The following is a 19,786-nucleotide window of genomic DNA, read 5'->3' on the forward strand; positions in this document are numbered from 1 at the left end:
TGGGGTTACTTAGGATAGCCCACCAGCACACTATCGCCAAGATTCAAAGTATAACCTTCATAACCTACTATAACTGCAGCTGAACCCTCGATAACGATCAGGTATTCACTTCTATTGTGATGAAGTTGCAAAGATGTTCTTTAAAAAGGGGCTATTTTTAATTTTTTGATAGCAAAATTTTTTTCCTCTCTTAATTTCGTAAAATGCTCCCCCAAGGTTTATTATTTGAAACCTCATATTTAAGGTTATAATACATGTTTTGTGTATTAGTCCGCTAGATTTATCAGCCATTAATATCGCTTCATCAGTATTTACAACTATTACGTCATTTAATCCAATAACTGCAATGGGTTTTTGATCCGAGACAACGTAACTATTTTGTGTATCCATCAAGAGGGTGTTACCACTGCTAAAATTGCCGTATTTATCTTTTTCCGCGACTTCCCCCCCAAGCTGAATATAAACAACCTATGTCATACCATTTAACATTTGCAACAGACGTAAAGATATTATCTGATCTTTCAATAATTGCAGTGTCTATAGATATCCTTTTTTGCTCAGCTCATTTGGTAAAATATAAGTCCTATTACTAATTTCAGTAGATTTATTTAGGCTTCTTGGGATTTACTATATATTTGAGGGCATAAATTTTTCATTTCTTGTAAAAAATTAGCCACTCCAGATAAAAATATACCGCTGTTCCAGTAACAAAATTTATTTCACCAAATCGTCAATTTTCTCTTCAGTAGGCTTCTCCACAAATCTACTCGCTTTTTGTATACTTTCAAAGTTAGCATCTTTCCCAACCTGAATATAACCATATCTAGTTTCTTTTCTTTGAGGATGAAGGCCAAAGATTGTAATTCTGTTGTGACTTTTGGCAGCTAGAAAGTAAATTTTATTAAACAGTTCTTGCGCATATTCTAAATAATGATCTACTGGCATAATTAATATCACTCCTAATTCAGTGCATCACTTTTTTATTTATTAACAACGGTGGCTAAAGCAGCCGCAAATGCGCTACCATTGGCTTGCGATTCCATTATGATATGCCCTACTTCTATATTAAATTGTTTAATTTTTTCTTCAACATACGATATAAAGCATTCCTGTACTATAATGATAGGGAGGTTAAAATACTGTGCCTCCTTTAACCTAATTAGCGTACTCTGTAGTAAAGTATAACTCATCCCAGGTAGAGATGAATTGTCTTGGTTTCGATGGGATTAGACAAAGGCCAAAGTCTACTACCTTCGCCTCCGCACAAAATTATAGGAGTGATAGAAAAATTCTTAAGCATAAAAAACTAACCTTTTCCCAATTTAATATAGAACTTTAGTTCTATAAAAACACACAGCCTCCAAATGCTATAATAAAAGAAAAAGATTGCAAGAAAGTTTTTTAATATTCGATTAAGATGTTAAAACAACAGCAAACAACCGATTAACATACTGTAATAAATGTTATTTGCTATTATTTAACAATTAAAATTAAATCTTTCTTAAAAATTCATCAATCAGCTTATTCGCAATAGACATCGCCGTTGCATTCATTTGTCCAAACTGATTCATATCTACTATGCTCACCAGTTGGTCTGTTCCGTTCGATCCACTGTCTGCGAGTGCTTTGCTCTCAACAGTTCCCGCATAAGCTCCTGACAAACGAATTGATGGAGCTCCAGTATCACCAGTTTCTGCGTATGCACCATTTTCTCTTTGGAAATATTGAGGGGCCTGAAAAACTGCAACAGGTATCGCATACAACATTCTGTCTTTAGCTCCATTTTTAAATTTCATATACAAATTACCTTTATCAATATACCAGCTATCATATTCTCCAAGAGGCGAGCCATCTGTTTGGTAGGTCAAAAGGTTTTTTTGTCCTTTTAACTCCTTACTAGTTTTACCATTAATATTTATTTGAGCATGAGTTGGTGCAACTTGGGTATTATTAATCGCCCAATCAACAATCAAGTCTGAACCAAAAAGAGGAATATTAGTATTTTGGGTGCTTATTACTCCAGGATTCTCATGAAGGCCAATTGTGCTAAGTAAGCTAGGATCTCCCGTAACTGGTATTGGATTACCCGCAGCTTTTGGCTTTAATACTAAAGCAAAGCCATTACGGCTAGGAGCTAAAGCCGCAATACAAGAGCAGTTAGCCTCCCCATTAATTGCATTCATTAATCCAATTAATGAATTAAATTCTCCAGCGTTGGCGGGAGCCGCAACATAAGTAAATGTTTGCCCCCCTATTTGAACTGCAGTGTTCGTAGTAGCCCCTAAGTCGGCACTAGGATCACTAAAATAATTTTTGGTGATGAGATTAGCAGTTACTGGAGTACTATTTAAGTATTGACCATCTGGAGTAAAATTTAAGATACCTGCCTGCAATAAGCCATCGTCTCTATACAACTTTGATGTTGCGTCTATCTCTCCTTTAGCAGAAACTTCCACAACCCACGCAGTAGTAGAAATTTTCTTAAAAGAAAAATTCACATCTTTTTTACCACCCTTAGAATCAAAAAAAGAAACTCTTTCTTGATAATCAGCTCGAACTTGACCTCCAGCCATATTGTGATTTGAATCTAAATAGGAATATATCGGTTCTAAGTTACCTTGATTGAACTTTGGTACTCCAAGAGCACCTAATATATCAATCACAGGATCTTGGTTTCTTATCTCGATCATTTCATCAACTGTACTATATAAAAACATTTTATCTTTTGCACTTGCGGCACCTATAAAACTAGCATTAAATGAGTTTCTACTGAGAATATTTTGTAGTTGTTCTATAGTTGCAAATCTCTTTTGAGTCGCATCTACTGACGTGATGATATTACCTGTATCAAGATTAAAATTAGCCTTGCCTCCAAATACATTTTCTAAATCTGCTGATAATGCTATAGTAATTTTACTACCATTATCTTGCGAATAAATAAAAAGGGAAGCAGTAGTGTCATTTTTTAAAACTTTAGCTCCCAGAACTTGGCCATAGTTCTGGTTTATTCCTGTTGCTAAAATATCTAAGGCAGCAGTATTGTCAGTGTTGGCTGGAATATCAACTTTCAATTCCCTATTCTGAACCGGCTGTGAGCCATTTTTTATCGAAAAGGTCATAGCGACTTTACTAGTATCTATAGCAGCCGCTGTGTTGCCAGGTATTTGTATGCTCCTTGTCTCAACGAAGCCACCATATTGTAAAACAAATTGTTCAGTTGTTGGAGGAGCCGACTCTAACGTAGATTTTGTAGTCCTATTTATTATTACGCCCTTATCTCTGAGAAGAGTCACCCCCGGCGATTGCACCTCTCCTAGTAAAATTCCAGAATCCCCAGTCGCTACCGTATCAGCGTTCAGTTTAAAAGCCAAATCTATTTTGTTAGTAGCTTCGGCTTCAGAAATAGTATCTTTGTCTATTTTAATCTGCACTAGTTTAGCAGTTGACAAAACTCCACTGTCATCATAAGCATAACCCTTCAGGTACTTTCCACTGTCCTCAAGATCTCCATTTTTATTCACTTCAAATGAGCTAGTCTTTACATAAAGGTTATTCTCTGAGCCATCTTCAGTAGTAACGACTAACATGCCATCACCCATAATTGTAATATCCCCCTCGTTAGCAGTACCAGTGAAGGTTAGTGGACTATTTACGTCTATAAAAGTTTTTGTTTCAACCCCACTTGATTTACCTGCAACAGAAGTTTCTTGCCAACTTATACTATCAGCAAATCGTCCTGGTGTGTGATCATTTGCTAAGTTTTTGGCTAGAGTATCCATGCTTTGACTTGATTTTCTGAAGGCTTCAGATGATACGGCACCTAATATAGTCATTTTTAAAATAATACAAAAGTTAATAACAAAATTATATACAGCAAGAACCATGCCAACTTTTTTTGAAAAAACATTTAATTGAACAATATATTACTATTAATAAATTAAATATTATGGTTTATTAATGAATAAAAAATTAATAAAATTGGACGTAGGGGGAGATGTTTAATTTTTTAGAGAAAGGAGTGTTTTTTTTAGATAAAAATGAGCAATTTGATTTTATAACATTTAGATTTTTTGATATTTTTGGGGCCTACCAAGACGTTACTTATTCCGCGCACTATTTTAGTGATGATTTCCTACAAAACAATGCAGTAATTGCCTCCTCTAGTAGCTTAACAGACTGCGTCAGTAACAAAAAAATTTATCTAAAGCCTAATTTAAACACCTTTTTTCCTGATCTTTTAAGTAACGCAATTATTATTCACTGCAATATAGTAGTTAAATCACATGAAGGAGTTAATCTTTATGACAACCTAAATCATGATCCACGATATCTTGCAAGTCGAACTGACAGTTACTTATTGAACTCTATGAAAATTGATCAAATAGCTTTTTTGATTGAACTGGAATTTTATGCCGATATAGAGGATGATCTAGAAGATGAGTTTTACAATAATTTAAAAAGTAGCTTTGAAAAATCTAATGTAGAATTAGTTTCATACCGGAAGTTGGAAGAGCCTAACAAACGATTGGTAGGCACCTTCTCTCTTGGTATACTTAATACTGCTGATACAATTGAAAAAGTGAAATATCTATTGAAGAAGATTGGAGTTCATTATCAGGTCGTAGTGTCCTTCGAAAGCGATAAAAAACACCCAGCTAGAATTATTGTTAACCATGTCATATATCAAAACAACAGATCTATTTTTCATCTAAACAACTTTTTCACCCCTACAGAAGAGGTAACTAGGTATATTGGAGGAATTTTTTATAATTATGATCAAATAATAGATTTATCAAAAAAATTAAGACAGACTTCGGAAAATTTAAGAAAAATTAAATTTTATTATGCAGAAGCCCTCCCTAGCTTAAAAGACCATTGTAAGGTAATGGTTAACGATCTTTATATATCAATTGATTTGCCGGCTCAGGGTGTAAATAGTTATATCTTGTTAGCAAGCTTAATAATATATGGTATTGATGGAATTTACGAAAAGATTGAGTGCAACGAATTAGATATGGGACAAGGTATTTTAGACCAAAGCCTTGATTTTTCAAGCCCTTCTCTTACCTCTTTTAATCTTATTCATAATGTCATGGGGGAGGAAATTGTTGACCTTTATAAAAAGGTGTAAGTAGAGTAAAGCCTAAGGCGCCCCTAAGTTAACAGGGGAGCTAGGTTCTGTAGGTTTTATAAACTCGTCAGATCCATTTCTAGCTCTTTTATTTCGTCTCTAATCTTGGCTGCGGCTTCAAAATTTAAAGCTTGGGCCTCCGTTACCATTTGCTTACGTAATTTCTCTATATATCTTTCTAAGTCTGCCTTACTTAAGTGTGTTTTACCTTTAACCTCAACTTGTTCATTGCCCTCCATAGCGTTTATCGCCTCCTCTAAAGCGTTACTTATAGATTTAATTATGGTCCTAGGCACGATATTATGCTCCTTATTATATTCTTCCTGAATTTTTCTACGTCTATTAGTTTCATCAATTGCCCTCTTTAGTGATCCAGTCATTTTATCTGCATATAATATAACTCGACCATTAATATTTCTTGCAGCACGCCCTATTGTTTGAATCAACGAAGTTTCAGAACGCAAGAATCCCTCTTTATCAGCATTCAAAATCGCAACTAAAGCACATTCTGGGATATCAAGACCTTCTCTCAAAAGATTTACCCCAACAAGCACGTCATACACCCCTTCTCTCAGTTTCTTTATAATCTCAACTCTTTCTAATGTTTCAACATAAGAATGTAGGTAAACCGCCTTAACATCTATATCGGTCAAATAACCTGTTAAATCTTCAGCCATCTTTTTGGTAAGGGTCGTGACTAAAACTCGGCCTGAATTTGAAGTTACATCCTTACATTCATTTAATAAGTCATCTACTTGAACTTCAACTGGCCGTATAATACAAATTGGATCAAGTAATCCAGTTGGCCTTATAATCTGTTCAACGTATTTTCCATTTGTCATTGTAAGCTCCATAGGACCAGGAGTTGCAGAGACAAATATAGTTTGTGGCCGCATTGCGTCCCATTCCTCAAACCTTAAAGGTCTATTATCAAGCGCTGACGGCAACCTAAAACCATAATTAACCAAAACTTCTTTCCTTGCTCTATCGCCGTTAAACATTCCTCTTATCTGTGGAGTTGTCACATGGCTCTCATCAACGATCAGTAGAGCATCATGCGACAAATATTCAAATAGAGTAGGAGGCGGCTCTCCAGCCTTTCTACCTGAAAGATAACGCGAATAGTTTTCTATTCCTTTACAACTTCCAGATTGTTCAATCATCTCCAAATCTAAATTTACTCTCTGCTCTAATCTTTGAGCCTCAACAAGCAAATTGTTTTCCTTAAAGTATTCAACTCTTTGATCTTTTTCAGTTCTTATTCCATTAATGGCCTGCAATAAAGTAAGCCTAGGAGTTATATAGTGACTATTTGCAAATATAATTATTTCCCGCAATTGCTGTATTTTATTACCGGTTAAGACATCAAATTCATAGATTTTTTCTGTATCATTGCCAAAAAAGCTTATTTTCCAGGCTCTATCTTGATAGTGCGATGGGAATATATCAACTACATCGCCCCTCATTCGAAATGTGCCTCTAGTAAACTTCACATCATTTCTTTCATATTGCAGCTCAACCAATTTTTCTGCTAAAGACGAACGACTGAGTTTTTCTCCAGTCTTAATTGAAAAAGTCATCCGCAAATATAATTCAGGAGATCCAAGACCATAAATACAGGAAATAGAAGAAACCACTATAACATCTTTTCTCTCGAGTAATGCCCTGGTTGCAGAGTGCCTGAGCAAATCAAGCTTATCATTTATACTAGAGTCTTTTTCTATATATAAATCAGCCCTAGGTATATAGGCTTCTGGTTGGTAATAATCATAGTAAGAAACAAAATATTCAACTGCATTATTTGGAAAAAATTTTTTCATTTCGCTATATAATTGGGCAGCCAAAGTCTTATTATGCGCCATAACGAGGGTTGGCTTTTCATATTTTGCAATTACATTTGCCATGGTAAAAGTTTTACCAGAGCCGGTCACTCCAAGTAAAATTTGGTTTTTTTCTCCGTTCCTTAATCCGTTGAGAAGTCTCTCTACGGCCGCTGGCTGATCTCCAGAAGGCTGATATTCAAAATTAAGGTTAAATAACGCCACTACTTAATCAGATCTACCGTTTCAGAAGCTAATTTTTCTTTTGGTTTTAAATCTAAGTTTGCAATTTGTATAATTGTAAACGCCAAAACGCCTGTAATAACTAGTATCACCGATATTAATGTTTTATTTTTCATAAAAAGATTACATAAGCTTTAAAAAATCGCATTGCAACATACACTGGATTATGCAATTTTCATACTCTTAAAGCAATTATAATTTTTGTATGAATCTCTTAATAGTAGAATCGCCAGCAAAGGCTAAAACCATAGGCAAATATCTGGGCCCCAGTTATAAAGTTATATCTTCTTATGGACACGTCAGAGCATTACCTTCAGAAGAAGGAGCAGTCGACCCTGAGCACGATTTCGCAATGCGTTACGAAATCCCCCCAAAAGCTGCAAAGCAGATTGCAGCAATTGTGGCTGAAGCTAAACACTCCGACCATATATACCTGGCAACCGACCCAGACCGAGAAGGAGAAGCTATATCCTGGCACGTCCTAGAAATCCTTAAGCAAAAAAAAGCTATAAAAAACTCTACCAAAGTCTATAGGGCAGTCTTTCATGAAATAACTAAAAAAGCAATAGCGGATTCATTAAAAACCCCTAGAGATCTCAATAATGATCTCGTTAGCGCTCAAAAAACAAGACAAGGCTTAGACTATTTAGTTGGTTTTACACTGTCCCCAGTATTATGGAGAAAGCTGCCTGGTAGCAGGTCTGCTGGTCGTGTTCAATCAGTTGCTCTTAGAATGATATGCGAAAGAGAAGCTGAAATAGAAAGTTTTAAGAGTCAAGAATATTGGAGCATTCATGGACGTTTTTCTACCGAAAAAGGGGAGGAATTTGATAGTACCTTAATAGAATTTCAGGGCAAAAAACTCGAAAAATTTACTACAGTAAATGAAGCTCAAGCTGCTGACGTAATCTCCAAAATTAAGGATAATAGCTTTAGTGTAAAAAGAGTCGAAAAGAAAAAAGTTAATAGAAATCCTCAGGCTCCTTTCTCCACCTCAACTATGATTCAAGAAGCATCAAGAAAGTTAGGGTTTTCTGCTAAAAAAACTGCACAAATTGCTCAAAAATTATATGAAGGTATTAACATAAATGGCGAGTTAACTGGTCTGATAACCTATATGAGAACAGATAGCACTAGTATTTCAGCAGAGGCTACAAAAGCTGCAAGTGAACTAATCACTAAAATATACGGTAGCAATTATTTACCCCCTTCTCCAAGAGTTTACAAGACCAAAACCAAGAACGCGCAAGAAGCTCATGAGGCAATTAGGCCCACAGATGTATTTAAAAAACCTGAAAGCATCAAAAGCTTTTTAGAAGAAGACCAATTTAAACTATATGAATTGATATGGAACAGGCTGGTTGCAAGCCAGATGGCTAGCGCGATTTTGGATGTTATGACCGTAGATATCGCTGATGATCAAGGAAACACATTTAGAGCCACCGGATCATCCATTGCGTTCTCTGGTTTTTACAAAGTTTATCGAGAAGGTATTGATGATGCTGATGAAGAAAAAGATAGGATCTTACCAATCTTAAAAGAAAAAGAATTATTAAAATTATTAGAAGCAATAAAAGAGCAACACTTTACCCAACCCCCTCCGCGCTATACAGAAGCTAGTTTGGTAAAAAGAATGGAAGAGCTAGGTATTGGCAGGCCTTCTACATATCCTACAATCATCTCAATTCTTCAAGATAGAAAATATGTTATTTTTGAGAAGAAACGGTTTATACCAGAGCCCAGGGGCAGATTAGTAAATACCTTTTTAACTTTGTTTTTTAATCAATACGTAGAATACGGCTTCACAGCTAATTTAGAGGAGCAGCTTGATGAAATTGCCGCTGGCAAAGTTATATGGAAAAAAGTCATGAAAGATTTTTGGTATCCCTTCAAAAATAAAACTGATGAGGTTTTATCCATAAAAACTTCAGAAATATTAGCCAAAATGGAAGAGCAATTATTAAACTACTTATTCCACAAAGAAATTCTGCAGGATAGTAAATCTATCGAAGAAGTACTTAAATGTAGCAAATGCGTTACCGGAAAACTGCAGTTAAAAAACGGACGTTTTGGGTCATTTCTAGCCTGCTCTAATTATCCAAACTGTAATTATACCAAAGCAATCGGTTCAAATGATAACAACATGCAAGATACTTGTAACGAGCCAGCGGTCGCCGACTTGCCAAAAGTTCTCGGCACTGATCCCAATACTAAAGAAGAAGTTTCAATTAGAAAGGGGCCGTATGGATTTTATGTCCAACGAGGAGAGGGCAAAAAAGTTAAAAGAACAGGCTTACCTAAGGATTTGAATTATCAGAATATAGATTTGAATTATGCTATTGGTTTGTTGAACATGCCAAGAGAACTCGGACTTGACCAAGAGGGAGTATTAATAAGGGCTGGTGCTGGAAAATTTGGCCCTTATTTAGAGCGAAGTGGTAAATATATTTCATTACGAACGGCTCGAATAGATCCAGTTTTGATCACCCTTGAAGAAGCCCTTGGCATAATTAAAAAAAGTTCGTCCGATAAAAAGGATAAGAGTTCTCAGGGGAAAAGGTCTGCAAAGGCTACTATTTAAGATTTTGAAGGTAAGAAGTACACTTTTTATACCACTCTATTCTTTCAGTTCTTCATGTTAAAGAAGAATACTGCATAAATGAAGAATTGGAAAATACTAGGCATTGCCTAATATTTATAGATAGGAGTTTCAAATCCAGCAGATGCCTATGGAAGAAGAGGTTAAGAATAGTGCAAAGCATCCTCAGGAATTTGCTATAGCGCTTCGTTCTTCGATTAAAACTAGCTAGATAATGCCTCTTAAAGAATTCTTTGATTCTACCACAATGATGTCCCAGCCTTTGTTTTGTGATGGTGCACGGAGATTTTGTAGTATTCATAAACGCTGTAATCATCTGTACATGCTCATTTATAACGTTCCTCAAAGCCTAAATGACAGGTTCAGGTGGGTTGCCTTGCTCCCGTCACCTACCTTCCAAAATCAATAATTTCACCCGCTCCTCTATCAACTGCAATCAATATAAAGGTGTACCCCACTTCCATTCTTTAGTCTTTTTTTATATATGTGCACAGCTCCTCAATCTCTAGGACCTCGATATCCTTAAGTGACTTTGTGCTGTTGCAGCTCTTATCTAACTTTTCTTGCACATAGCGTCCCCCCGTCCTTCGATCCATGAAGATATTTGGCTGTTATGGATTCCAGTCAGTCTCTCTATCATCCTAATCCCACAGTCCTCAAGGTTAGGTTTTAAGTCTATCATTCATAGTGTATTCTGCCGCTTATCACCTTCTCGGGTAATTCTTTTTGCAATTCTTGTACCTATTTACCTCTTGCTGTCCCTATACCACGCCATTCTTCACCTGCTCGCTGGAGCCGCAATATTTACACTTGATTGTCATTTCCTACTTCACCCATTCTACTATGAAGATATCATACCATCTTGTTGCCGTCTATAATTACCGGGCATTGCCTAAAAATATACCCTCTAATAACGAGGCTCGCTGCTTCTTTGCTTTGGGGAGAGTATAAGAAGGCGGCCCTTTATGTATACTTTCGCATCCCAATCCCTCTGGATGCGCCAATTATCTCTTTTGAAGGGGGTTTAGAGAACAGTATAAATTTTTACAGCTATAAGCCAAGCTATCCAAATTAAAGAAGGGTTTTGCTTTATCCTACTGAACTTCTTATCCTCGATTTTCAACACTTATATGTGCCAAAGGGTTACCCTCTTCACTTTTAAAAGCAATTCGGTTTCTAAATTTAGTACCTTTTTTCTGGTACTCTAACTACATCTTTAACACAGGCTGCACCTATCCTCATAGAGAAAGTATTTTAATTTAAATACAAAATGTAGAAAATGAGCGACCTAGTGGCGCGTAGTCAAATTATAAAGACCAAGGCTATAGCCGGAGCATATCACTTTACTTAACGCTTATTTATAAAAAAATCTTTTAACAGCTTGCTACACCTTCTTTCTTCAATGCCGCCATAGTATTCCGGCTTATGATGGGTGCTACTATGCGCAAATATACAAGGGCCATGATCTACTCCACCGGTTTTAGGATCATAGGCGCCGAAATATAATCGTCTTATACGCGCCAAAGATATGGCATAAGCACACATCGCGCAGGGCTCTAAAGTAACATATAGATCACATTCAGTTAAATATCTCGTTTGTAATTTGTGACTAGCTTCGCGTAATGCTAAAATTTCGGCATGTGCAGTTATATCCATATCGCTTATGGATAAATTATGTACTTTAGTAATAATTTGCTCGCCGCATACTATAACCGCGCCAACAGGCACCTCTGCAGTGTCAAAAGCTTTTCTAGCTTCATTAATTGCATACTGCATAAAGTGGTTAGAGTGTATCATGTTAAAGGTGATACTATTCTTTTGGTATTAAGTTTTTGCGAAAATCCGCAGAATAAATACCGATAGTTTTTGCTAACATCTTTAGAGCTTCTTCTTTAGGCCTTTGAAAGGTATTTCTGCCTATTATAGAACCAGTCCCGCCACCATTTTTAATTGCTTTAATTTCCTCAAAAAGTTCTTCATTATCCTTAGATGCCCCGCCTGAAAAAAAGCACCATTCTTTTACCTGCAAAAGCAGAACTCATTATATGATGTACCCTTTCAGCCAATAATTTGACTTTGATACTGTTTTTCTCGTAAACCCCTTTGTTTTCGCTTAACTCTAAGTCGCTAGAGGGCAATTTAACTTTGATGATATGAGCCCCAATTAAAGCCGCAATATGTGCAGCATAAGCGATCACATCAATAGCTGTTTCTCCTTTTTTGGAGATACCTCTTCCTCTTGGATAGGACCAAATCACAATGGCAAGACCATTTCGTTTTGCTTCAAGAGAAATTTTTTGAATTTCTTCTATCATATCATTCGCTCTATCAGATCCTGGATAAATCGTAAAGCCAATTGCGGAACATCCTAACCTTAAGGCATCTTCGACTGAAGCAGTGACTGCTTGATCATAGTCAGAAGAATTAGCGGATAAAGAATTAGAGCTATTAATTTTTAATATGAATGGAATTTCACCAGCGTATTTAGCAGCAACAACCTCAAGCATACCAAGGGGTGCTGCATAGGCACTTAAACCAGCTTCTAGAGCAAGACTTATATGATATTCAGGATCATAAGCATGTTTATTCATAGAAAAACTTTTAGCAGGGCCATGCTCAAATCCTTGATCTACTGGTAAAATTACTAGATGACCAGTCCCAGCAAGCTTACCATGATTCAGTATTTTGACCAGATTACTTCTAACGCCAGGATTATCACTGTCATAATAAGAAATAATTTCTTTTATCTTGGAATTCATACGTACCATGACCTTTGCTACCTGTATTTCATTTCTTTAACAATATTATAAGATATAGCTTTTTCCCACCTATCTCCGTTATCTAGTAATTTATCTTTATTGTAAAAAAGCTCAACTCTAGTTTCAGCGGCAAATTCAAAGTTAGGTCCTTCCACAATGGCATCAACCGGGCACGCTTCTTGGCATAAACCGCAATAGATACATTTTGTCATGTCAATATCATACTGAGTAGTCCGTCTACTATTATCTTCTCTATTTTCTGCCATAATAGTGATGGCCTGCGCGGGACAAACTGCTTCACATAGTTTACAAGCTATACATCTTTCTTCACCGCTTGAATAGCGCCTTAGAGCGTGCTCCCCTCTAAACCTGTTGCTGAGAAAACCCTTTTCATAAGGATAGTTAATAGTCACTTTGCGTTTAAACATATAACGCAAAGTTAAAAGCATCCCTTGGATAATCTCAAATAGAGTAAAGGATTTTAAAAAATTACAAACTCGAGCCATACACTAATTGTTAAACTATAACACTAAGTCTATTATATTAAGTTGATTAAATATAGTCTACTACTTTCGTTACTTTTCAAATTTCTGACCGAGCACTAATAGACATGGAGTGAAAAATAAAGTTAAAATAGTGGCAAAACTTAAACCGCCTGCAATGGAAGCAGCCGACCGGCGCCAACGTTGACTTGAAGGAGCATTATAAGTTATCTCTCTTTCAAAAAAGAGTGAGTCCTGCAATCATCGGAATAAGGCCTAATATCGCAGTGAGTGCAGTAAGTAGAATAGGCCTCATTCTCTGGGCGCCGGTCCTAACTACTGCTTCTTCTACAGAAATTCCGCTGGGCTCTTAAGTGCTGGTAAGTATCAACGGACAGGATGTTATTGTTAAGCACAACTCCTGCTAATGCAATAATCCCTATACTGCACACCACTATACCAAATGGTTGCCAAGAAAGAATGAGACCTATCAAAACACCAACTGCTGATAGGAATACCGCACTCATAACTATATTGTTGATCTTTATCGTCTCCGCCATAGGTCACATTAATACCTATCATCAAGATTTTGTTCGAGCCACTTCTTGATCTCTTTTACTTTAGTATCTGCAAGTACTCCTGGCTTAACATCTGATTTTACTGTAATAGTAATGTCTTGATTTAATCTTTTGATTTTATTGACTTGAGGTTCTGCTACTCGGTTGACAAATTGACTAATAGGGACTTTCTTGCCATCAGTTGTGACAATAATATCTAGTTCTGAAATTAATCTTTTGGTTGCCGGATAACGTAGCAGTATATCTACTTCGTCGTTAGAGTCGTCCGCACACGGTAGGTTGATAGCTTTAGCCCACTTGTAATCAACTTCACCATATTACCAACCATTCCAACATCGACTCGATACCTTGCAACAAGCTCTCGATCAAATTTTAAACCCCATTCAATAGCAGGAATTGGTCTTGAATCTTTCCAACATCCTTGAATCCAACCATTTCAGTCATAGCGTTTCTGAAACGTTCAACAAAGGGAGGAAGCAAGTCGTAGTTATATGAAGAGAAATTTATTTCAATTGGTTTCTGTGAGGGTGGGCCTTTCCTTTCTTCCAGTATTTGAAAGCTTATTTCCTTGATGTGCTCCAATCTTTCAGTTATATCAGCAAAAATTTCTACGGCTTTTCTTCTTGTTTGCCAATCTTCAAGCTCAAGTTGAACTATAGCGATGGTATCTTCAGGAAACATTCCTTTGTCATCAACTAGACAGCTTTTAGCGTAGAAGACTTTTATATCTTTCTTTAGATCAAGAATTTTAGCTTCAACGTCTTGGAGCAACTTGCCTTTTTGCGAGAGTGAGAGGTTACCAGGTGATCCTATTGAAATTGTTGCTGAAGTTGGTTCTACTTGTGGGAAAAATTCTACTCCGGTTCCTGCGATAAAAAAGAAAATATACACGCTTACTAGAAAATCACATATGCTCGAGATAAAGAGTTTTGGCCTCTGCAAGACAATTGTTAATAATTTAATTTAACGTATTTTGCGCTTTAAACCTCTCAAGTCAGCAAGATCACCTTCCTTCGGCTGCGCGCATGCTTTAACTGCTTCTTCATCTTCAGTTTTAGAATGTCCTAAAATTGGGCCTAGGGCTGGCTGAAAGTAGAGAGCGAATATCAAAGAATTGCTTAAAATAGCGATTACTGTAATTGGCATAAATTTCACGAACTGACCAATAACTCCTGGCCAGAATAGAAGGGGCATAAATACAACAATTTTTACGAGTGTTGAAGTCACTATACATTCTAGTTGCTGCTTCCAGAAAAGGCTATTTGCAGTTCATGGCCATCGGCCATTTTTCTATCCGCATATTCACTTACAACTATTGCATCATCAACTATCATGCCAACGGTTAGTATGAGGCTAAACAATACAACTATGTTGAGGGTGAGGCTAATAAAATTCCAACTAAGAATGAAGCAGGAAGTGACAAAGTAACTAATAAGGCCCCGCGAACCTACCCCGCTGATAAAACGATGACTATCATAACCAAAATTCCAGCTAAGATGATGCTATTTTCTAAATCTGCAATCATTTCGTTGATTTGATCAGACTGATCTTGAGAATACATAATTTCAATAGATGCCGGCAAAAATTTTGAATTTTCTTTGATCATTTCCTTAACTGCAGCCACTAAATGATATTTGCTTCACTTCTTTTAGAGATCTCTAACACCACTGCTGATTTACCGTTTACTCTTGCAATAGTTTGCGCATCTTTAAAAGTTTTTTCACTGTTGCAATATTTTCAAGCCTTAGTATTCCACTCTTGCTCGCTTTAATTGGAAAGGAGAGAAATTCGTTTATGTTTTTAACCAGGCTTGGTATTTTTATTGCATACTCTCCCCCTTCTGTTTTTAAAGTTCCAGCAGGAACTAACGCATTGTTAGAAGCAATGATCTGTGCAATTAAATCAATCGCAACTCCATATCTCTCAAGTGTTGCCGGCTCAATGATAACTTCGATTGCATTTTTTTCTCCCCTATATTAACTTCTAAAACACCTTTGACTCCTTCTATCTTGTCTTTTAAGTCTCTTGCTAAGGTAACTAAACTCCTTTCATCGACATCTCCTGTAACCATTACGTTTAATACTGGCTCTAAACTTAGGTTTATTTAATTCACAGTCGGGGTATCACAGCATCTTTTGGCAGAGTTTGGTTAAAAGTAGTATCGCCAACTTTATCTCCTACACCTCTTAAAGCTCTATCACTATCAAACCCTGCATTGAATTCAAGTATTACATTAGCACTGCCCTCTTGGACGTAAGAGGTCATCTTTGTGATACAAACAACAGATCTTAAGGCGTTTTCCATAGGCCGCAGTAGCAATCTTTGCCCATCTTCTGGAGAAATGCCCACATATTGCATTAAAACATATATCATCGGTATTGCTTCCTTTAGGTATTTGAGTGTACGCTAAATAGCCCAATAACACACGATGAATAGGAATAAGATAGTTGCTCTCCTGCGATCTACAAACGCGTTAACTAACTTCCCCATTTACCACTCTTTTCTTTCACTTTTAGAGAAATTATATATCAATCTTTCTAAGGGGTTGTAGTCTTCATATTTTTTATTTTTGGGGACTTCAATTTTATACATAGCATTTTTTGATTTATTTAAACCCATTGCCTCTTCGAAGTCTCGTTGCATGTTAGGATTTGAAGGCATACTTTCCTTTCTTTGTAAATATCCTAAGTATATCATTAAGCCAATTGCAGCTATTGTAAGCATTTTACTATTGAAAGTTATCAAGGTAAACTCCAACAAAAAATTAATGAATTTAGTATAATAATACTTGAAGATTATATCAAGCAATACTATGCTTCAAAAAAGCATCGTTTAGTAAGTCATTGAAGTATATCTTGAAATTTTTATTAGAAAGTTCATTTAATCAGAGTATTGTTGAAAAGCTCATTAGCCCGGGCTTGAAAGGCGTTGATAATTTTTTCGCAGGCTAGTGGTGACATTTGGCTAATAGCTAACTCTGATATCCTGGATTTTAATGCGAAAGTGATTGAGAAGTGTACTTCTGTTTTGTGATTGTCAGCTTTAGTTAATAACCACTGGCTTTCCATTTGTTTAAATGGGCTTGAATTAGAGGTGATTAAAACTGCAGCCTTTCCTTTCTTTATCGGAAATAGAGTAATGTTGGAGATATATTTTTCACGTATTCCAAGGGCTTTTATTACTACTTCAGCTTCTATAGAATTCTTTTCTTGTTTTAATATTCTTAAGTTATCGCACCAAGGAATGAACTTAGGGTATTGATTAATATCTGATACCAATTCGTAAAGCTGTTTGATTTCATAATCACTAATGATTTTTTTGCTAAAGTGGTGCATGGATTAACCTAAATTATTTATAGGCTTTTATAACTTTTTTATATTTCGTGAGATAGATTAATTGATCCTTATGTTGATTCTCTAACTTTTTTAAATATTCTTCAAGATTTTCAATTGCACCTAAAAGTGTTGTTCTTTCTGGTTCTAATAATTTTATATCTATTTTAGAATATTGGATATCTTGATGAATATCTCTAATTGTAGCAAAGCTAAGATTTATTTTTTTATTATCTCCATTTCTTTTTCCATAATACGTAAAATATGAGCAGCGACTTTTTTTATCCTTCCTTTGATTGAAATTATTTTATTTTCCATATCTTATTGCCGTTGTTGCAAGCTTATCAGCTTTTTCATTATACACATCACCATTATGCCCCCTAATCCAGCGCCATGATACGTCAAGTTTACTTGATAATAATTCAAGCTCTTGCCAAAGGTCTACGTTTTTTATCAATTTATTTTTATTACGCCAATTGTTTTTCTTCCATTTTTGTATCCAATTAGTTATTCCGTTGCATACGTATTTGCTATCAGTATAAACTTCTACTTTGACATTTCTTTTAATAACTTTTAGTGCTTCGATTGCTGCAGTTAATTCCATACGATTATTTGTGGTATTTTCTTCAAAACCAGATATTGCCTTAGTAGTATCTTTCCAGATTAAAATTGCTCCCCACCCACCTTTCCCAGGATTACCTGAGCACGCGCCATCACAATATATTTTTAGAATATCAAACATAAAATTTTTATTGTAATTGTATTTTAATTAAGTTAAGCATTGATCGAAAATTTTTTATGTCAAATAAAATTACCAAAAATTGCAACTTTACATTCAATAAAAATTGAACTTGAAGGAGGGAGTAGCTATTATCGGTGCTCTTGTGGCTTTAAGTAATAGTCAACCATTTTGTGATGGTTCTCATAAAGATACAGGGTTTTTACCTATTGAATATAAAACGGAAGAGAGTAGAATTATGGGGTTCTGTGGTTGTAAATATAGCAAAAAAGGAGCTATATGCGACGGTAGTCATAAATTATTAGAAAACTTTGAAGAGAAATATGAGATATTTGAATAAATTGATGAACTTGCTTAAATTTTTAAGTTTTATTTTGTTTTTTTGTATCGGTGGAGCATTGGCAAGTAATGTAACCTCTTCTAGTAAAGAAAATGGGGGCTTCAAGTTATTCAACACCGTCTTTAATATTGTGAAATTAGAATACGTTGAATATTTAAGTGATGCTAAGATTTTTGAATATGCCGCCCAAGGTTTGTTATCTCTATTGGATCCTCATTCTGCTTATCTAAGTCCCAAATCCTATCAAGAAATGAAGAATTCTACTAAGGGGGAGTTTGGGGGCTTGGGTATGGAGCTGACTATGGAAAATGGGATTATAAAAGTTATTTCACCATATGAAGATTCTCCGGCATATAAAGCTGGGATAAGGGCTGGAGATTACATAACTATGATTGATGGTAAATTAGTTAAGGGAATGAATTTAGGTGAAGCTAGTGAAAAATTGAGAGGAGAGCCGGGCACTAAAATTTCTTTAAAAATTTATCGGGATTCGGCTGGAGTTATTGACGTAAATTTAGAAAGAGAAATTATAAAAATAACTCCGGTAAGAAGTAAAACGATAGCTGCGGGAACTGTTGGCTATATTAAAGTTTCTATGTTTAACAATAAGGCTGCGAGCACTGTTAAAAAGGATTGGCTTACTATGATTAAAAATAACCCTAATTTGTTAGGATTGGTTCTTGACCTTAGGTCTAACCCTGGTGGTGTACTTGCCCAAGCTAAAGAGGTTGCAGATCTATTTTTAGTTGGAGGTGATATAGTAACTGTTGGCTCTAGAAATTCAGAGTATAATCAAGTTCTAAAAGCTAATGGAGAAGATATAACAAAAGGTCTACCAATTGCGGTAATAATTAACTCTGGTTCTGCTTCTGCGGCTGAGATTGTTGCTGGAGCTTTGCAAGATAATAAAAGAGCTTTAGTGGTAGGGGTAAAATCGTTTGGCAAAGGGTCAGTGCAAAAAGTTATACCGTTATTCAACGGTGCTGCTGTTAAGATTACTACCTCACTTTATTATACTCCCTCAGGCACATCAATACAGGCCCATGGCATAGTTCCAGATATAGTAGTTCCAGAAGCGACTATTAAACCACTAGATAAGAGGGGAATTGCAGTATCAGAATCTTCGTTAATTGGCCATATTTCTAAGAAGCCAAATACTTCTAGTGTATTAATTAACTCTGATAATAATAATGGGCTAATGCTTTCTTCGTTATTTGATTCTGAAGAATCTAATGATTTTCAACTTTTAAGAGCTGCGGATGTAGTGAAATCTATGTCTTTATATAAGAAAACTACTGTCGAGAATAACAATGCTAAGAAAATTAAATAATTATATAACTTTGTTTTTCATTACTGTACTTATTACAGTAGGTTCAAAAGAGGCCACCCCAGTCCAATTACAGGATTTAGACATCGAGAAGTTTAATGATATTATGTCAAATAAGCAGCCGATCACTTTGCTATTTATTTTTACTTCATGGTGTAAAGCCTGTAAAAGCTCTATTCCTGAAGTTTTAGAGCTGGGAGCTAAATATAAGGCTGGTAATAAGGTGGAGGTTATTATGCTGGCTTTAGATGAGAATGTTAATAATTTGAAAGGACTAGTTGCTACTTATAAAGGATATGAAGATAAGTTTTATTACTTTAATGAGGCTGAAAGAAAAAAATAGGCTTAGCTCTTTTTAATAATGGAATAAAGTACCGTGGCACTATACCGCACGTTACTATATTTCATAACAATAGAGTTATCGCTGATGATAATT

Annotated in this window: 24 protein-coding genes and 3 pseudogenes; 6 read left to right on the plus strand and 21 right to left on the minus strand. The window is 35.8% G+C overall.

Annotation, left to right across the window (positions count from 1 at the left end):
- Positions 1 to 5 precede the first annotated feature (5 nt).
- From MIDI_RS10415 to MIDI_RS05075, 6 genes are all read right to left on the minus strand, one after another.
- Positions 6 to 131, minus strand: coding sequence for a cupin domain-containing protein (locus MIDI_RS10415; RefSeq protein WP_410517898.1), 126 nt, complete (start codon positions 129 to 131; stop codon positions 6 to 8).
- Positions 112 to 393, minus strand: a complete 282-nt coding sequence (locus MIDI_RS05060; protein ID WP_410517899.1) for a hypothetical protein — start codon at positions 391 to 393, stop codon at positions 112 to 114. Before MIDI_RS05060 ends, MIDI_RS10415 begins: the two co-directional genes overlap by 20 nt.
- 321 nt (positions 394 to 714) lie before the next feature.
- The gene (locus tag MIDI_RS05065) at positions 715 to 945 is read right to left on the minus strand and encodes a sugar phosphate nucleotidyltransferase (protein ID WP_041185526.1); all 231 of its coding nucleotides are present in this window, start codon (positions 943 to 945) and stop codon (positions 715 to 717) included.
- 35 nt (positions 946 to 980) lie between these two features.
- A complete protein-coding gene (locus tag MIDI_RS05070; RefSeq protein ID WP_041185527.1) occupies positions 981 to 1,190 on the minus strand; it encodes a glycosyltransferase family protein in 210 nt (69 codons plus the stop codon).
- Positions 1,187 to 1,300, minus strand: coding sequence for a sugar phosphate nucleotidyltransferase (locus tag MIDI_RS10420; RefSeq protein WP_148234166.1), 114 nt, complete (start codon positions 1,298 to 1,300; stop codon positions 1,187 to 1,189). Before MIDI_RS10420 ends, MIDI_RS05070 begins: the two co-directional genes overlap by 4 nt.
- A 190-nt stretch (positions 1,301 to 1,490) precedes the next feature.
- Complete coding sequence (locus tag MIDI_RS05075) at positions 1,491 to 3,833, minus strand: flagellar basal body FlgE domain-containing protein (RefSeq protein WP_160162280.1); 2,343 nt, start codon at positions 3,831 to 3,833, stop codon at positions 1,491 to 1,493.
- A 161-nt stretch (positions 3,834 to 3,994) separates the two neighbouring features.
- Between MIDI_RS05075 and MIDI_RS05080 the strand changes: the two genes are divergently transcribed.
- Positions 3,995 to 5,131, plus strand: a complete 1,137-nt coding sequence (locus MIDI_RS05080; RefSeq protein ID WP_013951504.1) for a glutamine synthetase type I — start codon at positions 3,995 to 3,997, stop codon at positions 5,129 to 5,131.
- 56 nt (positions 5,132 to 5,187) lie between these two features.
- Here MIDI_RS05080 and uvrB read toward each other — a convergent pair whose 3' ends face one another.
- Positions 5,188 to 7,176, minus strand: a complete 1,989-nt coding sequence (uvrB, locus tag MIDI_RS05085) for an excinuclease ABC subunit UvrB (RefSeq protein WP_041185528.1) — start codon at positions 7,174 to 7,176, stop codon at positions 5,188 to 5,190.
- 223 nt (positions 7,177 to 7,399) lie between these two features.
- On the opposite strand from uvrB, the gene topA reads away from it, so the two are divergent.
- Positions 7,400 to 9,775 (plus strand): type I DNA topoisomerase, encoded by a 2,376-nt coding sequence (gene topA / locus MIDI_RS05090; protein WP_013951507.1) that lies wholly within the window; start codon positions 7,400 to 7,402, stop codon positions 9,773 to 9,775.
- Positions 9,776 to 10,346: 571 nt separating this feature from the next.
- On the opposite strand, the gene MIDI_RS09855 is transcribed toward topA, so the two are convergent.
- The 5 genes and pseudogenes from MIDI_RS09855 to MIDI_RS10425 form a co-directional block, all read right to left on the minus strand.
- Positions 10,347 to 10,475, minus strand: a complete 129-nt coding sequence (locus MIDI_RS09855; protein WP_272940948.1) for a hypothetical protein — start codon at positions 10,473 to 10,475, stop codon at positions 10,347 to 10,349.
- A 665-nt stretch (positions 10,476 to 11,140) separates the two neighbouring features.
- Positions 11,141 to 11,590, minus strand: coding sequence for a nucleoside deaminase (locus tag MIDI_RS05095; RefSeq protein WP_013951510.1), 450 nt, complete (start codon positions 11,588 to 11,590; stop codon positions 11,141 to 11,143).
- A 13-nt stretch (positions 11,591 to 11,603) separates the two neighbouring features.
- Positions 11,604 to 12,552: pseudogene (locus MIDI_RS05100) on the minus strand (class I fructose-bisphosphate aldolase).
- Between the two features lie 17 nt (positions 12,553 to 12,569).
- On the minus strand, positions 12,570 to 13,058 hold the full coding sequence (gene nuoI, locus MIDI_RS05105; protein ID WP_013951512.1) for an NADH-quinone oxidoreductase subunit NuoI: 489 nt from the start codon (positions 13,056 to 13,058) through the stop codon (positions 12,570 to 12,572).
- 214 nt (positions 13,059 to 13,272) lie between these two features.
- Positions 13,273 to 13,528, minus strand: a pseudogene (locus tag MIDI_RS10425) (efflux RND transporter permease subunit).
- On the opposite strand from MIDI_RS10425, the gene MIDI_RS09450 reads away from it, so the two are divergent.
- A complete protein-coding gene (locus MIDI_RS09450; RefSeq protein ID WP_237697353.1) occupies positions 13,440 to 13,643 on the plus strand; it encodes a hypothetical protein in 204 nt (67 codons plus the stop codon). The pseudogene MIDI_RS10425 and the gene MIDI_RS09450 sit on opposite strands and share 89 nt — an antisense overlap.
- Before the next feature lie 341 nt (positions 13,644 to 13,984).
- On the opposite strand, the pseudogene MIDI_RS09455 reads toward MIDI_RS09450, so the two are convergent.
- The 9 genes and pseudogenes from MIDI_RS09455 to rnhA all read right to left on the minus strand — a co-directional run bounded on the left by MIDI_RS09455 (position 13,985) and on the right by rnhA (position 17,686).
- Positions 13,985 to 14,839 (minus strand): annotated as a pseudogene (locus MIDI_RS09455) (efflux RND transporter permease subunit).
- Positions 14,840 to 14,847: 8 nt separating this feature from the next.
- Complete coding sequence (locus MIDI_RS09865) at positions 14,848 to 15,072, minus strand: efflux RND transporter permease subunit (RefSeq protein WP_148234170.1); 225 nt, start codon at positions 15,070 to 15,072, stop codon at positions 14,848 to 14,850.
- On the minus strand, positions 15,060 to 15,236 hold the full coding sequence (locus MIDI_RS08130; protein ID WP_148234171.1) for an efflux RND transporter permease subunit: 177 nt from the start codon (positions 15,234 to 15,236) through the stop codon (positions 15,060 to 15,062). The genes MIDI_RS09865 and MIDI_RS08130 overlap by 13 nt, the downstream gene beginning before the upstream one ends.
- 58 nt (positions 15,237 to 15,294) lie before the next feature.
- On the minus strand, positions 15,295 to 15,567 hold the full coding sequence (locus MIDI_RS10430) for an efflux RND transporter permease subunit (RefSeq protein WP_148234206.1): 273 nt from the start codon (positions 15,565 to 15,567) through the stop codon (positions 15,295 to 15,297).
- Positions 15,510 to 15,683, minus strand: coding sequence for a hypothetical protein (locus tag MIDI_RS08715; protein ID WP_160162284.1), 174 nt, complete (start codon positions 15,681 to 15,683; stop codon positions 15,510 to 15,512). The genes MIDI_RS10430 and MIDI_RS08715 overlap by 58 nt, the downstream gene beginning before the upstream one ends.
- A gap of 38 nt (positions 15,684 to 15,721) precedes the next feature.
- Entirely contained in the window at positions 15,722 to 15,985 is a 264-nt protein-coding gene (locus MIDI_RS06450) for an efflux RND transporter permease subunit (RefSeq protein ID WP_052567727.1), read from the minus strand.
- A gap of 117 nt (positions 15,986 to 16,102) precedes the next feature.
- Positions 16,103 to 16,357 carry a hypothetical protein gene (locus tag MIDI_RS05115; RefSeq protein WP_160162285.1) on the minus strand — a complete coding sequence of 85 codons (255 nt, stop codon included), beginning with the start codon at positions 16,355 to 16,357 and terminating at the stop codon, positions 16,103 to 16,105.
- Between the two features lie 131 nt (positions 16,358 to 16,488).
- Positions 16,489 to 16,947: a type II toxin-antitoxin system RatA family toxin gene (locus tag MIDI_RS05120; protein ID WP_013951513.1), complete on the minus strand. Its 459-nt coding sequence runs from the start codon at positions 16,945 to 16,947 to the stop codon at positions 16,489 to 16,491.
- A gap of 304 nt (positions 16,948 to 17,251) precedes the next feature.
- A complete protein-coding gene (gene rnhA, locus MIDI_RS05125; protein ID WP_013951514.1) occupies positions 17,252 to 17,686 on the minus strand; it encodes a ribonuclease HI in 435 nt (144 codons plus the stop codon).
- A 142-nt stretch (positions 17,687 to 17,828) separates the two neighbouring features.
- On the opposite strand from rnhA, the gene MIDI_RS05130 reads away from it, so the two are divergent.
- The 3 genes from MIDI_RS05130 to MIDI_RS05140 are packed head-to-tail and all read left to right on the plus strand — an operon-like array spanning position 17,829 to position 19,693.
- Positions 17,829 to 18,023 (plus strand): CDGSH iron-sulfur domain-containing protein, encoded by a 195-nt coding sequence (locus MIDI_RS05130; RefSeq protein ID WP_202795462.1) that lies wholly within the window; start codon positions 17,829 to 17,831, stop codon positions 18,021 to 18,023.
- Between the two features lie 4 nt (positions 18,024 to 18,027).
- A complete protein-coding gene (locus MIDI_RS05135) occupies positions 18,028 to 19,353 on the plus strand; it encodes a S41 family peptidase (RefSeq protein ID WP_237697354.1) in 1,326 nt (441 codons plus the stop codon).
- Entirely contained in the window at positions 19,334 to 19,693 is a 360-nt protein-coding gene (locus MIDI_RS05140; protein ID WP_013951516.1) for a TlpA family protein disulfide reductase, read from the plus strand. The genes MIDI_RS05135 and MIDI_RS05140 overlap by 20 nt, the downstream gene beginning before the upstream one ends.
- Positions 19,694 to 19,786 lie beyond the last annotated feature (93 nt).

The sequence above is a fragment of the Candidatus Midichloria mitochondrii IricVA genome, assembly GCF_000219355.1.
GTDB lineage: Bacteria > Pseudomonadota > Alphaproteobacteria > Rickettsiales > Midichloriaceae > Midichloria > Midichloria mitochondrii.